10 protein-coding genes are annotated in these 14,812 nt (G+C 39.9%); 4 read left to right on the top strand and 6 right to left on the bottom strand.

Annotation, left to right across the window (positions count from 1 at the left end; all coding sequences use genetic code 11):
- Positions 1-51: 51 nt before the first annotated feature.
- Positions 52-996 (bottom strand): porin Omp33-36, encoded by a 945-nt coding sequence (gene omp33-36 / locus F896_RS17530; RefSeq protein ID WP_265596746.1) that lies wholly within the window; start codon positions 994-996, stop codon positions 52-54.
- A gap of 683 nt (positions 997-1,679) precedes the next feature.
- On the opposite strand from omp33-36, the gene F896_RS17535 reads away from it, so the two are divergent.
- Positions 1,680-2,522, top strand: coding sequence for an OXA-286 family carbapenem-hydrolyzing class D beta-lactamase OXA-673 (locus F896_RS17535; RefSeq protein WP_016162389.1), 843 nt, complete (start codon positions 1,680-1,682; stop codon positions 2,520-2,522).
- A gap of 344 nt (positions 2,523-2,866) precedes the next feature.
- On the opposite strand, the gene F896_RS17540 is transcribed toward F896_RS17535, so the two are convergent.
- Genes F896_RS17540 through kynU form a run of 4 tightly spaced genes read right to left on the bottom strand, consistent with a single transcriptional unit; the run spans position 2,867 to position 7,512 of the window.
- Positions 2,867-4,027, bottom strand: a complete 1,161-nt coding sequence (locus F896_RS17540; RefSeq protein WP_016162388.1) for a porin — start codon at positions 4,025-4,027, stop codon at positions 2,867-2,869.
- A gap of 24 nt (positions 4,028-4,051) precedes the next feature.
- Positions 4,052-4,807, bottom strand: coding sequence for an alpha/beta hydrolase (locus tag F896_RS17545; protein WP_016162387.1), 756 nt, complete (start codon positions 4,805-4,807; stop codon positions 4,052-4,054).
- 7 nt (positions 4,808-4,814) lie between these two features.
- Positions 4,815-6,221 carry an amino acid permease gene (locus tag F896_RS17550; protein WP_016162386.1) on the bottom strand — a complete coding sequence of 469 codons (1,407 nt, stop codon included), beginning with the start codon at positions 6,219-6,221 and terminating at the stop codon, positions 4,815-4,817.
- 40 nt (positions 6,222-6,261) lie between these two features.
- Complete coding sequence (kynU, locus tag F896_RS17555; protein ID WP_016162385.1) at positions 6,262-7,512, bottom strand: kynureninase; 1,251 nt, start codon at positions 7,510-7,512, stop codon at positions 6,262-6,264.
- Between the two features lie 147 nt (positions 7,513-7,659).
- On the opposite strand from kynU, the gene gigD reads away from it, so the two are divergent.
- The 3 genes from gigD (at position 7,660) to F896_RS17570 (ending at position 11,874) form a co-directional block, all read left to right on the top strand.
- The gene (gigD, locus tag F896_RS17560; protein ID WP_016162384.1) at positions 7,660-8,112 is read left to right on the top strand and encodes an Lrp/AsnC family transcriptional regulator GigD; all 453 of its coding nucleotides are present in this window, start codon (positions 7,660-7,662) and stop codon (positions 8,110-8,112) included.
- 272 nt (positions 8,113-8,384) lie between these two features.
- Entirely contained in the window at positions 8,385-10,106 is a 1,722-nt protein-coding gene (locus F896_RS17565) for a GGDEF domain-containing protein (RefSeq protein ID WP_016162383.1), read from the top strand.
- Between the two features lie 55 nt (positions 10,107-10,161).
- Positions 10,162-11,874: a hypothetical protein gene (locus tag F896_RS17570; RefSeq protein ID WP_016162382.1), complete on the top strand. Its 1,713-nt coding sequence runs from the start codon at positions 10,162-10,164 to the stop codon at positions 11,872-11,874.
- A 69-nt stretch (positions 11,875-11,943) separates the two neighbouring features.
- On the opposite strand, the gene uvrA is transcribed toward F896_RS17570, so the two are convergent.
- Positions 11,944-14,775, bottom strand: coding sequence for an excinuclease ABC subunit UvrA (gene uvrA, locus F896_RS17575; protein WP_016162381.1), 2,832 nt, complete (start codon positions 14,773-14,775; stop codon positions 11,944-11,946).
- Positions 14,776-14,812 lie beyond the last annotated feature (37 nt).

Here is a 14,812-nt window from a genome sequence, read left to right as displayed (position 1 = left end):
ACTGGTTTTTTGTTATGAATTAGATGTTCTATGTAGAACCCAAATCCAATATTAGAAACGGAACTTCGCGTTTAAGCCAACAGTTTGCGTATCTACGTTTGCATGTAATGCATTTGCATTTACATAGCTAGCACCAACAGCAATCGCTGGAGTGATGAAGTAGTTTACGTTCGCGCCCCAAGCAGACTTGATTGGCGAGAAGTTGTCGTTAGTTGGATTTTTGCTAAAGTTTGCTTCAGCATAAGAAGCACCAACGCTTAACTGAGGAGTTACATAAAGATCAGTTTTCAAACCGTAAGCTTGGTTTTCGCCGTATACAAGGCCAGTTTCAAAACCTAATGCCATGTTTGTACCGTCGATGTTACCTACGTATTTAGTACGTGCAGTTACAACGTCTTGTTTGTCGCCAATCGTTGCTGCATCAGCAACAGCGCTGAATACGCCATTTTCAACAGCTTTGTTTGCATCTAAAGCAATTTGGTCAGCAACGCGAGTATAACCTACAGCAACCAAGAAGTTAGGTAAAACCATAGCACCAAGTTCTACAGAGTAGCGGTCGCCATTGTCTTTTTCGTCTTCAAACTTAGTTTGAGAGTGGCTGTATGCAGCACTTGCATAAGCAGGTACATAAGGAGTAGGAAGGTAAACTTCACCTTTTGCACCGAAAGTGTTGTTCTTAACAGTTAATGACTCATCACCGCTTAATTTTGCATAGCTGTAAGCAGCAGAAACATTAGAAGCTTGGTTTAAGAATGCAGCTTCAGCTAAAGGACCTTTAGAAGCATCAACATTTTTGAAGTAGTAAGTACCTTTTACCGCACCAGTATAATCTTGATCATTTAAGTCTTTTGCTTCGATAAATTCAGACTGACCTTGAACTTCTACTTGGTATGCGTGAGCACCGGTCATGGCTAAAACTAAAGCAGTGGCTAAACCGAGTTTTTTCATAATAATTTCCAGCTTTAAAACAAGAAGAAAGAGTAAAGTTGGAGCCATTGTATTGTAACAAAGTATGAAGTCAATGTAATAAATTTGAGCTTCCGATAAATGAACAAATACCGATCAGGAGGTGTGTAAAAAGTGAACAATTAGGAGAAACGCTGTCAACCTTTTATAAAATATATATCTAACAAATAGATAAGTTTATTTTTTAACAAGATAAGTGATGTCATAAGAATGTCATCCGCAAACATTTCAATTGGTTTATTCAATCAATATGATCGTTTTTTTCATTTAAGTCATTCTTGTTATTGTCATAATTTTGACGATAAAAGTGTGCATTGAAATATTATTCTACTGTTTTTATGCGACCTGCTTTGCATAATTTCATATTATTGGCTGCGCGTTAATATAAACCAAAAGCGGCAAATAAATCTGATTTTAAATGAACAATCAACAAAATCGATTGTAACGATAAACCCGATCTATTTAATCAACTTTACTTTGTGAGAGCTAATTCACATAATACAAAGCAAGGGATATCTAATTTGCATTTAAATATCTCATAACATTTTCTTTTGAGTTTTTTGATGTTTTTACATCATCGTTTTACTAGCTCGGCTTTCCCCAAGGCTGAGCTTTTTTTTGTCTGTTTTTTACAAAGCATTGATGAAAATAACACTACAGAACAGCCGTGATAAAACAATTATAGTGATAGATTATTCTACTTTTCCAGCTTTATGATCATGTCGAAAAAATTAACATGTCTGGCCCTGTTTACAGCCATCTTTTTTGCGATTCCCATGGCCGCTTGTCAAAGTTTTAGTCAACAAAAGCAACAGCTTTCGACACAGAAAAATGAACAGCAACAGATTTCAAGCTTATTTCAGAGTGCCCAAACCAGTGGTGTTTTGGTGATTTATGATGGCAAGAAAATTCAAAGCTATGGCAATGATCTTGATCGTGCAGAACAGCGCTATATTCCTGCCTCAACCTTTAAAATGTTAAACGCCTTGATCGGCATACAGCATCATAAGACCACACCAGATGAAGTGTTTAAATGGGATGGTAAAAAGCGGGCATTCAGCAGTTGGGAAAAAGATTTAACCTTGGCTGAAGCCATGCAGGCATCGGCGGTACCTGTCTATCAGGAATTGGCACGACGTATTGGCTTAGAACTGATGACCCGTGAAGTGAAGCGTGTAGGTTATGGCAATAAAAATATCGGGACGCAAGTTGATACTTTCTGGTTGGTTGGCCCATTAAAAATCACCCCCGTAGAAGAAGTTCGCTTTGCCTATGCATTGGCAAAACAGAAGCTGCCATTTGACCAGCCAACGCAGCAACAAGTCAAAGCGATGTTATTGGTGGATCAGATTCAGGGAACTAAAATCTATGCCAAAAGTGGTTGGGGCATGGATGTTAGCCCTCAAGTGGGGTGGTTGACAGGCTGGATTGAACAGCCAAACGGTAAGATCACTGCCTTCTCGCTCAATATGCAAATGAGTCAGCCTGAACATGCAGATGCACGCAAAGTGATTGTGTATCAAGCCTTGCAACAGTTGGGATTGTTAGCCCATTAAATACGCAAAAAAAGACCCAGCTTTTGGGGAAAGCTGGGCTGAGAAAGGATGTTTAGCTTTGGGGAGAAAACATCCTAGAGGGTTAGGGGCTTAAATTCTGTAATCTCTGTATGCTTAAATTATGTTCTCTGGAAAGTAATTTGTAAAATTGATAATTTATATACTTGGAATAGTTTTTTTCGATTTTTAAATGTATTCAATTGTGGACAAGCAAGCGCATAACCAAAGTGATATATGATTGATTTTATTTAAAATAGAAGTTCATTGGCAAAACGTTAGATCTCTTGGCATGTGTACGTGTGACTCAAAACGTTTTGCCCATATGAGTGAATTAAATTTCGTGATTACCACTCGTAGCGTAAGCGAAATAAATGCATGTCAGGCGTATGGTTACTGTCTTGGGTATACAGGCGCTCGTAGTCAAAGCCAAGACCATGATTGAAACGGATCGCCACGCCAATACCATGGTCGCGTCGAGAGAAATCGTAGCCGCTACGATATTTTAAATAATTCCCCATCAGATAAGGTTGGATGTATTTCATGCCATGATGGTCAAGGTCGACATGATAGCCTGCATAATATTCAAACCCATACGCTTCAGTGTCTAACAGGTTTTCAACAGATTGAGTGGATGTCTGATTGAATGCATCAAAATTAGGCAATAGATTTTTATACCAGCCAGCACCTGTACTGAGCATCCAAGTCCCATCAAAATAGAACAAGGCAGACGCAAGCATGTCTTGAGAGAGCTTAGATGTTGCATGATCAGATTGGAGCTGAGCTTTGTTGTGTTTCCATGAAATCGCCCAGTTTGAGTTTTTATTTAAGTGAATATCGATAGCGGCTTCTTGACCAGACTTGCGTTGATAACGGAGCTGATTCAGGCTAGTGTGATCCTCAAATAAATAAGCTGCATAAAAATCAATATTTTTCGTTTTCTTTTCATATCTTAAGGTCTTACTGGCTGCTTGTGTTCCATCGAAATAAGCAAAAGGGCTCCATGTTTGCGGTTGAGCCAGCGTACTATAGTCCCAAAGATCGGTTTTACTCCCCACCACATCGTAATACAGACTATAAATTTTTCCATATTTTAAGCTGCCATAGCGATGGCTCGAGATTCCTGCATAGGCTTGCTCTGTGGTCAGACGCTCATCATTGTTTTGATAATGCCCATCCCAATCTAAAATTTTGGCTGGATTAATAAAATTCTGATAACCCGTAATCAAATGCAGATCATCATTGATTTTATAGTCGCTATTGAGATAGATCCTGCTGGTTGAGCTATAGCCATTGCGACGATATTTCTGGCCGGCATTGGATGGCTGATACTGATCGAAATTCAGAGCTTGCAATCTGAGACTGCCGGCACTGGTCAGTTTAAAGTTGTCCTGCGCATTGAAAATCTGATCCTGATTGATCAATTCAATCTGTGCAAATGCCGAAGAGCAGAGTGCAAAACTCAGGCCAATAAAAACCCGATGGTATTGAAGTTTGAACTTAACCATTTTTAAATACGTCCATGTATAGATTTAAGTGTGAGCGGTTAATCTCCGATGAAAATATTCATCTAAGATATTGTAATGATGTGTATTATCTGGCAACTGGAAGGAGACAAAGTCTGGGTCGATGTCTTTCCTTTGATGAAAATACGACTGACTTTGCCAGATCAACTCATCGAGTTCTTCAGCGCCACAGAGAATGGTGTAGGGCTTTGGGACAGCGGCCTCGATCAGGATGGGACTATATTGCCGAATCTCGTGTTCAGAGAGATTCAACGCTGCATTTAAATGAGTCTGTTGAATGGGGGCGAGATCATAAATGCCACTCAATAAAACCGCTTCGCTCACAGCAGGATGATTGAGCATTAATGCAGATAAATGAGCCCCCGCAGAATGCCCAACCAGTATGATGTCTTGAGTGCTCCATGCTTGTTGTTGGATAAAATCAAGCGCTTGTTGGATTTGCTTGACGATTTCGCCCATGCTGCGTTGCGGGGCCAAGTCATATTCAAGCAAGACACATTGCATATTGTTTGCAACAACATCAGCGGCGATAAAGGCAAAATCGGATTTATTGCACCATTGCCAATAGCCACCATGTACAAACACAACGGTTTTGCGTGCCTGTGCTAAAGGAAATAGATCTAAGCACGATCGAGCTGTCGCCGCATAGGCAATATTCTGAATACAGGGATGTTGCTGATAGCTCAACAGGCTACGCTGTTGAAACTCCACCAGAATATCCTGCTCATTAGCAACCGTTCGAGAATTATCATAAAGCTTCATGATGTGTTTACTCGGAAGCCTCAGTCTTTGTGCTTAAATCGAGCTTTGCCGAGCTGCGTTTTAGCATATAAAAAACGATTAAGAGCACAATAAAGGGAATGCCAAACTGTAGGGTAGATTTAAATTCGGCAGTAAACCAAGTGGTGAGGGTAATGCTCAGAATACTGAATAAGCCAAATAGTGAAATGAACTGACTTGCTGGAATTTTGTATTTTAATCCGATGCCATTTTTCGCAATATGCTGTCTAAAGCACATATGGGTCACAAAGATGCTGCCCCAAGTAAATAATGCGCCGAACATGGATAAGGCAATCATGATGGGGAAGGCCGATTCAGGATTGATGGTATAGACCACGCTTGCAACAGCAATCCCCATGGCGGATAAAAACAACGCATTGATGGGCACGCCATTGGGGCGGATTTTACCGAAGATTTGAGGTGCATCGCCTGCCCGTGACAAGCTAAATAACATTCGGGTTGAAATATACAACATGCTATTCATGGCAGAGAGGGCGGCAACAATCACGATGAAATTGAGAATACTATCTGCATATGGAATACCGACAATTTTCATCACAGTCACAAAGGGGCTGCTGGCATCTTTGCCAATCAGTTCTGTCCAAGGAACCAATGCCACAATTAAGGACAAGGACAGTAAATAGAATAAAATCAGACGCAGTGCGGTACTCTTAAAGGCGTATTTGACCGCTTTTTCCGGATTCGATGCTTCACCTGCAGCAACGGCAATCATTTCAATACTTAAATAACTGAAAATCGAAATAATCACCCCAATCCAGACGCCACTGAATCCATTGGGAAAGAAGCCACCGTGTCCAGTTAGATTACTCAGCACATGATGACTTTGCTGGGTATTTTGAGTCAGAATGCCGATTGCCAACAGAATAAACACGATAATCGCAAAGATTTTAATGGTGGAGAACCAGTATTCCACCAGTCCAAATGCCTTGACGCTATAGGCATTCACTGCAAGTAAAGTACCTGAAAAAAATACAATCCAGATCCATGCGGGCAGATCGGGAAACCACATTTTCATATAGTCTGCGACGGCAGTGATTTCGGTTCCAACCGCCAGCACGATACAGGCCCAATAACTGTAGCGCACCAAGAAACCCGCCAAGGGGCTGATATAATGTTCAGCATAGGCGCCAAATGAGCCTGAAGTCGGGTGCTGTACGGTCATTTCTGCGAGACATGCCATCAGCGCAAAGGCAATCAACCCGCCAATGGCATAACTCAAAATGACAGCAGGGCCAGCAAAGCTAATTGCAAATTTGCTCCCCATAAACAATCCTGTTCCAATCGCGCCACCAATCGCAATCATTGCCATCTGTTTGGCGGATAATTTCTTATGTAGCCCTGCTTCACGTGCTTGAATCTTGTCAAAATTATTCATCGGCCTCTCCTAGCCATAAGCTCAATCTGAACGTGACAACTTAGGTCACTTCACCCCGTACCAGGTAGCTTTGATTGTTCCATTCTTGATGCTGCATGATGGCTTTGAGATGTTGCACCGCATGCCAGATATCTTCAAATCCAAGATACAGCGGGGTAATGCCAAAGCGTAAGACTTCAGGTTCACGATAGTCTCCGATCACCCCACGGGCGATTAATGCCTGAATAATTTCATAGCCATGCGGATGTTGATAGCTGACATGGCTGCCGCGATATTGATGCGCTTTCGGTGTGATCAGCTCGAAACCATACTCGGCACATTCCTGATCAACCAAGGCAATAAATAGGTCAGTCAATTTAAGCGATTTCTCACGAATTTTCTGCATGTTGGCTTTCAGGAAAATATCCACCCCACATTCAATCAGACTCATGGAAATAATCGGCTGAGTACCGCACAGATAGCGGCGAATATTGTTGGCTGGTTGATAATGCTGAGCCATGGCGAAGGGCTTTTGATGTCCCCACCAGCCAGAAAGTGGTTGCCAGAACTGATCCCGATGTTTGGGGTTAACCCAGAGCAGCGCAGGTGAGCCAGGACCGCCGTTGAGATATTTATAGGTACAGCCAATGGCAAAATCACTGTTTGTTTGATTGAGATTCATCGGTACAGCGCCAACAGAGTGGCATAAATCCCAGATGATTAAGGCATTACTGGCATGGATTTGCTGGTTAATCGTGGTCATATCATAGAAATAACCAGTGCGATAATTAACATGAGACAGCACCACAACAGCGACATCAGTCGTTAAAATCTCGCTTAAACCTGCGGCACCTTCAATCAATTTGACCTGATAGCCTTGATTGATCAAGTCAATAAAGCCTTCGATAATATAAATATCGGTGGGGAAAGCGTCTTTTTCCGCGACAATGATTTTACGCTGCGGATGTTTCTCGGCCTGAATTTTGACTGCAGCGGATAGCACTTTAAATAAATTTAAGGTGGTTGAATCAGAAATCACGGTTTCGCCAGCATTGGCGCCGATCAGTTGTCCGACTTTATCGCCTAAACGGGTTGGTAAGCCCCACCAATCTGCTTTATTCCAACTGTTAATGAGATCTTCACCCCATTCTTGTTGAATAATATGCTGCGCATAATTTAAAGATTCCTTCGGTCTGGCACCTAAAGAGTTACCGTCTAGATAAATCACATTATTAGGCAAGGCAAATTCATGTTTAAATGCGCTGAGCTCGTCTTGTTTATCCCAATAAAGGCATTGTTCTTGTGTCACCATATTGAATTGCATCCCTATATTTATTGAATTCCACTGTTAAATTTTATCACTGCATTTTTTGTTTTTTATCCGATAAAATCAGTAGATAAAGTTGAAAATTAGGATATGATTTCAATTATATTTAAATTATTAGAATAATTTCCGAATATGAATATTGATGCGATTGATCTTAAAATTCTAAATTTCTTGCAGAACGATGCACGTCTGAGCAATCAGGAGTTGGCCGATCTGGTGAACCTTTCACCCTCTGCCTGTCATCGACGGGTCAAGCTTTTGGAAAGCAATGGCATTATTGAGAAGTACCAAGCTAGGCTCAATTATGAAAAATTAGGCATTAAAATTGAGGCAATTGTTGAAATAAAATTAATTCAACTCACTGAAAGTGATCATAATTTTTTCTTAAAACAAATTGAGGACTTTGAAGAAGTTGTGAACGCCTATGTGATTACAGGCGAATCGAATTATGTGCTGCATGTGGCGACCAAAGACCTGAATGCGTTTTCACAATTCATTATTAATAAATTGAATAAGATTAAGGGCATTATGAGTATTAATTCTAAGATCATTTTAGATAAGGTCATTCAGAAAAAAATGCTTTGATTCCCGATTCGCTATTGAACCTTGGTCTAGATTTAAAAAAATTATTTTAATGATATAAAATACTTAGCTAAATTTAATTAAATAAAAATCATTCTCATAATCAATTTTGAAAAATAATTTCGGGACTGAAATAACGATTTAATAAAGTCAGTCACGATTAATGTAACCAAAAACCTCGGTTTAAGCGTGGTAGTGCGTTTTATAATTCAGGTAAAATTAAGTTCTGTTTAAAAATCAATTGAGATCGTTTTTGAAAAGTACAAGGTGTCTGAATGGGGCGTGAATTAAAAAGCTCGAAATTACGTTCTGAGCAGATTAGTCGTCGTCTCTTTTTCTGCATGATAGTCATTATCTTTTCGATTTTTTATCTCTCCATCCCTTTAATTATTAATAGTTATCAAGAATATATAAAATCAGAACAAACACTCAATGAAATTACCTGCCTTCGCGCCTTAGTTAAAACAGCCAATAAAATTTCCAGAGAACGGGCACCTTCCAATAAAATGATGTCGAGCGAACCGAATGTGCTATTGGAAAATCAAAAAGAATTATTAGAGTATCGAAAGATTGTTGATGCAGAAATTGATAACAGCATCGAAGTTTTAAAACAAAACGGTTTTAGGCTGATTGCTTATGAACTGGAAACAGATTTAAAAGTTAAATTGGCTTCAGCGCGAGCCATTGTTGATGCATATACCAGCACACCACATGCTGAGCGAACATCGAAGCAATATGATCATGCGATTTTATCCATGTTTAGTGTTTGGGATGAAAGTCGTGAGTTCTTAACTTGGTTGTTGGTTCGTTCCAATAGTAAGAACAGCAAAATGTCGAATTACTTTACCTCGATTTTGGTGCTCACCGATATGCGTGATCAGGCGGGTAGAGTTGCGTCTAATGTCATGGCACCCGTGACATTTGGGGAAAAAATTTCGGATGAAAATCGAGCACGCTCATTACAGACACAGCATCAAGCAATCTATCTTTGGGAGCTAATTGATACGATCCAGCCTGAACAGTCGAAGACGCTTGAATATGTAGACTTATATCGTCGTGTTAAAACGGAATTTTTAGATAAAGGATTACCGATCATTGCGCGCTTATTGGATGAAAGTAAAAATAATAAAGCGTACTTTCTTTCTGGGACACAATTGACAGAACGAATGGTGGGGAAATTTACTCCGGTAATGGACTTGCAAAACTATATTCTGGATTACAGCATTCAGGTTGCAGTGAATGAAAATAAATTCGCAAAGCGGCAGTTCATTTTTACTTTAATTATTTCTAGTCTGTCTTTATTGATTGCAATTTTCACCATGATTTATGCCAAGCGCAAGGTGTTTAGTCCCCTGATCCATGCCCGTAATATGATTTTGCGCTTATCTGGAACGTCGGATGAACTTCCTTCAGGTAAAAATAATAAGGAAGAGTTTGTCTCGCTGTTTGAAGCGATTGATAAATTAAAAGGGATGTTAAAGCAGCGCGATACCATGGAGTTGCAACTCAAGCGGATTGCAAATTCTGATGTATTAACGGGTGTGGCAAACCGCTTGGCTTTAGATGAATATATTCGGCTTCTTGAATCCAAACCTGAGGCTTTATCTCAGACTTGTGTGATTGCGATTGATATTGATAATTTTAAGTTTGTAAATGATCAGTATGGGCATATTGTCGGTGATCAGGTGATTACCATGATTGCTGATCAACTCAAGCATAATGTTCGTGCATCTGACTTAATTGTGCGTTATGGCGGTGATGAGTTCTTGGTCGTGATCGAGAATATTCAGATGACCGCTGCAAAAGTTGTAGCAGAGAGTATTCGTTCCGCAATTTTAAAAGAGCAAATCATTATTCCAAATGCGGCTGAGCCGATTCAGGTGTCCGTCAGTATTGGTGTTGCGATTGGGGCAAATAGCTGGTTAGAGTTATTAGAAAAAGCTGATCAGTCATTGTTAAAAGCGAAGGCGAAAGGGAAGAATATTGTAGAAACTTGATTCACACAATTATTTAATTATTATAAAGTTTTATAATTAAGTGTGACCAAGAAAGATGAATGTCTTCGAGAAAGAAAAAAAGCTAAAAGAATTATTAGAGCACCATATTCGAAATGAGAAAATCGGAACAGCAATTGCGATTACTGGGCCTTGGGGTGTCGGGAAGACGTTCTTTTGGAGAACTTTTCTAGAGAAACAGCTATCGGATGAACGAATTTATAAAAAAGATAATTTATTCAACCGTAAGTATGCTTATGTTTCATTATTTGGGCTGGAGTCCTTGAGTGAGCTAAAAACTCAGATTTATAGCAGTATAGAAAGTTATCATTCTTCAATAGAAGTTCCTAAATGGATTAAAGGCTTACCATCAATTTTTAAAGATACAAAAATTTCTCAGTTTGGAATAAGTGCACCGGCAAAACTCTTTGACAGCTTAATGTTCGCGCAAGTTAAAGATGTGATTATTTGTTTCGATGACTTTGAAAGAATGTCAAAGAAGCTAGATATCAAAGATGTCATGGGTTTAGCCAATTACTTAAAATTAGAAAAAAATTGTCAGATCATTTTAATTTTGGATGAAGATAAAGCTGAAGGAGACAATAAGAAAAATTATGCTCAGTACAAGGAAAAGTTAATTGATGAAACGATTATTCTCAATTCTGTTGAGCCTTTAATTCGAGAGAATACAAAAGAATTTAAAGAGGATGAAGCTCTTGTGGAGCTTATGATTGAGTTCTCCGAAAAGCTAGAAATTCATAATTTCCGATTTTTTCAAAAAGTAATTAGGTTGTACCGAGATTTTAGAAAGTCCTTACCTAAAGTGGTTGCTGACTCAACGAAAGAAATTATTTTGATAAGAATTCTTCAAGGTTACTTAGTTCATGAATTTAGCCATTTAGAATATGGATGGGATGATTGTCAGTATTTTATAGAGAAGAAAAGAGAAAATTGGTCAGACAGGAAAAAGCAAACTTATGAAAGTTTACAAAAGGTATCTGATTCATTCAATCGTGAGGATGAGTGGTTAATTGAATTTAAGAAATGGTTTGAACAACGAGATAATATTAATTTTAAAGAATTAAGTAAGTTAGCGAATTCTGAATTAATTTCTAATGAAAATCAAAATATTAGAAATGAGCTTTGGAGAATTTTTGAGAAACGGCATGATTTGAAGTTGGAAGAGCAGGATCTCGAGTACATTGCGTCTTTGGGTCAAAAATGCATAGTGCTTGAAAGCTTTCACAATACTGCATTTATGTATGAGATTCTGCGAAAATATCTACCAGATGAAGTGCGAGCTGAGAAGTTTAAAGTAGAAATCATAGATTATATTGACTCTGACCCAACCAGATCGATTGTACGTGCGAATAAAGAGCGCCAATTATGGGGAAATAAAAATAATATTTTTTATACTTATGTTGATGATTTAGCTAGAGATCATGTTGAAGAAAAATCCTTAAAAAATATGGTATCCCACTTTTTACACTATGGTAATTTTGAGGGTGACAGTGATAAAGATCAATTACGAGCATTTCCATTAGATGAATGGTTTAAGTATTTGACAGAAGAAATTTATCAGGAATCTTTCTTTGTAGAGGAAAATGATAGCTTGATACAGTATTTAAAAAGGTTATATTTAATTCCAGTAGAAGATGATTCTATACGCTCAATAGTTGTAAGTGTTTTACAAAAAATTGGTGAAGAATCTGAATTTAAAAAACGGTATATGCAGGATATTATTGAAAATAATTTGCTAGAAAAAGCTTAAAATTTTAGATCATTTATTACTTCTAACCTCACCTTAGAAAATGAGGTTAGAAGAATTAGAGTTAGAAAATTACTTCAACAAAGGTTTTAAGAACTTCGCTGTATGTGAAATTTTAGATTTCACTACTTGCTCAGGGGTTCCTTCGGCAATAATTTGACCACCACCCGAACCGCCTTCAGGGCCAAGATCAATCACCCAATCGGCAGTCTTGATCACATCCAGATTATGCTCAATCACCACGATGGTATTCCCCTTATTGCGTAGCTCGTACAAAATGTCGAGTAATTTGGCAATATCATGGAAATGCAGACCTGTAGTCGGTTCATCCAAGATATATAAGGTTCGACCTGTATCGCGTTTTGCCAACTCACGTGCTAGCTTCACCCGTTGTGCTTCACCACCTGAAAGGGTTGTCGCTGCTTGTCCTAAACGAATATAACCAAGCCCGACTTGGGTCAAGGTATCTAAACGACGATGAATCACAGGAATGGCACTAAAGAATTCCGCTGCATCTTCCACGGTCATTTCCAGTACATCAGAAATGTTCTTACCTTTATAACCGACTTCTAAGGTTTCACGGTTATAACGCTTGCCGTGGCAGGCATCGCATGGCACATACATATCAGGTAAGAAGTGCATCGCGACCTTAATCATGCCATCGCCTTCACAGGCTTCACAACGACCACCTTTCACGTTAAACGAGAAACGACCTGCACTATAACCACGGGCTTTGGCTTCAGGTGTTTGTGCAAATAATTCACGAATAGGCGTGAATAAACCGGTATAGGTTGCAGGGTTTGAACGTGGGGTACGGCCAATAGGACTTTGGTCAATATCAACCACTTTATCCAAATGCTGTAAACCATCGATTGAATCAAATTTTTCCGCAGTCAGTGTAGTTGCACCATTCAGTTGAGTCGCAGCTAAAGGCAATAAGGTACGGTTAATCAGCGTAGATTTACCTGAACCTGAAACCCCTGTGACACAGGTCATGATGCCCAATGGGATAGTCAAATCCACATTCTGTAAGTTATGTCCGCTTGCGCCAGATAATTTGATGACTTCATCTGGACGCGGTGAGATGGTACGTTGTTTCGGTACTTCAATTTTGAGCTTGCCTGATAGGTATTGACCTGTGAGTGAGTCAGGATGACTGGCCAACTCATCATAAGTACCTTCAGCAATCACCGCGCCGCCATGGATCCCCGCACCTGGTCCGATATCAATAATATGGTCAGCCGCACGAATTGCATCTTCATCATGCTCAACCACCAATACGGTATTGCCCAGATCACGTAAACGAATCAGGGTTTGTAATAGGCGATCATTATCACGTTGATGTAGACCAATTGATGGTTCATCCAGCACATACATCACGCCCATTAAACCTGCACCGATCTGTGATGCAAGACGGATACGTTGTGCTTCACCCCCTGAAAGGGTTTCAGCTGAACGTGCCAAGCTGAGATAATTCAGGCCAACGCTGACTAGGAAATGTAAACGCTCACGAATCTCTTTAAAGATTTTATCGGCGATTTCACCTTTAGCCCCTTCAAGATTTAGGTCTTGATAATAGTGTTCAGCATCACCAATCGACATTTTGGTGATTTGGGCAATGGTCTTGTCTTTAACCCGAACATGACGAGAAATTTCATTCAGACGTGAACCACCACAGGCATCACATGCTGCATTGGATAGGTATTGAGCTAAATCATCACGTACATAATTTGATTCAGTTTCGCGGTAGCGACGTTCTAAATGTGGCAAAATCCCTTCAAATGCTTGCACACGGCTATGTTTACGACCACGTTCATCAATATAACTGAGATCGATTTTCTCTTTACCTGAGCCTTGTAAGAATTTCTTTTGCGTGTCTTTATCTAGTGTGTTCCACGGTTGATCAAGGTCAATATTGAAATGATCAGCCACTTTTTGCAGCATGGTGTAGTAATAAGGACGTTGTCGATCCCAACCACGAATTGCACCTTGGCTAATTGAAACTTCAGGATTTGGAATGAGTTTATCGGAACTGAAATGGCTGCGTGTACCCAGACCATCGCAGACAGGGCAGGCACCGAACGGGTTATTAAACGAGAATAGACGTGGTTCAAGTTCAGCCACGGCACGATCACATTCAGGACAAGAATGTTTTGCTGAGAACACTCGTTCAGGGTGCTCACCGTTCATCCACGATAGCACTGCAATATCACCACCTAAACGTAATGCGGTCTCAAACGATTCTGCAATACGGTTACCGAGATCGTCACGCACTTTAAAACGGTCCACCACCACTTCAATGGTATGTTTTTTCTTTTTGTCCAGCTCAGGTGGGGTATCGATATCAATGATTTCACCATCGACACGGGCACGCACAAAACCTTGGCCTTGTAGCTGTTCAAACAGTTGGGTGTATTCACCCTTACGCTCACGCACCACAGGAGCGAGCAACATCAGTGCAGTGCCTTCTTCAAGGCTTTTTACTGCATCGACCATTTCAGAAATGGTTTGTGCCACCATCGGTAGATCATGTTCAGGGCAGTAAGGTGTACCTACGCGCGCATAGAGCAAACGTAAATAGTCATAAATTTCAGTAATGGTACCCACGGTTGAACGTGGATTGTGACTGGTTGACTTTTGCTCAATCGCAATCGCAGGCGATAAACCTTCAATCGAATCGACTTCTGGTTTTTCCATTTGCGAAAGGAATTGACGCGCATAGGCCGAAAGCGATTCGACATAGCGACGTTGACCTTCGGCATACAAGGTATCAAAGGCCAAGGATGATTTACCTGAGCCAGAAAGTCCCGTAATCACCACAAACTTGTCACGTGGAATATCGAGTGACACATTTTTTAAATTATGGGTACGTGCGCCTCGAATACGGATATGACTTTGACTCATAAATACATCTCAATAAGCTGAATATGAAAACATGTAT

This window comes from Acinetobacter genomosp. 15BJ (genome assembly GCF_000400715.1).
Lineage (GTDB): Bacteria > Pseudomonadota > Gammaproteobacteria > Pseudomonadales > Moraxellaceae > Acinetobacter.
The sequence above is the reverse complement of the archived record's forward strand: the minus strand, read 5'-3'. Positions and strand labels throughout refer to the sequence as shown.

Coding starts and splice junctions, on each gene's coding strand:
- omp33-36 (WP_265596746.1), bottom strand. CDS start 996: ATGGCTCCAACTTTACTCTTTCTTCTTGTTTTAAAGCTGGAAATTATT.
- F896_RS17535 (WP_016162389.1), top strand. CDS start 1,680: ATGATCATGTCGAAAAAATTAACATGTCTGGCCCTGTTTACAGCCATC.
- F896_RS17540 (WP_016162388.1), bottom strand. CDS start 4,027: ATGGTTAAGTTCAAACTTCAATACCATCGGGTTTTTATTGGCCTGAGT.
- F896_RS17545 (WP_016162387.1), bottom strand. CDS start 4,807: ATGAAGCTTTATGATAATTCTCGAACGGTTGCTAATGAGCAGGATATT.
- F896_RS17550 (WP_016162386.1), bottom strand. CDS start 6,221: ATGAATAATTTTGACAAGATTCAAGCACGTGAAGCAGGGCTACATAAG.
- kynU (WP_016162385.1), bottom strand. CDS start 7,512: ATGGTGACACAAGAACAATGCCTTTATTGGGATAAACAAGACGAGCTC.
- gigD (WP_016162384.1), top strand. CDS start 7,660: ATGAATATTGATGCGATTGATCTTAAAATTCTAAATTTCTTGCAGAAC.
- F896_RS17565 (WP_016162383.1), top strand. CDS start 8,385: ATGGGGCGTGAATTAAAAAGCTCGAAATTACGTTCTGAGCAGATTAGT.
- F896_RS17570 (WP_016162382.1), top strand. CDS start 10,162: ATGAATGTCTTCGAGAAAGAAAAAAAGCTAAAAGAATTATTAGAGCAC.
- uvrA (WP_016162381.1), bottom strand. CDS start 14,775: ATGAGTCAAAGTCATATCCGTATTCGAGGCGCACGTACCCATAATTTA.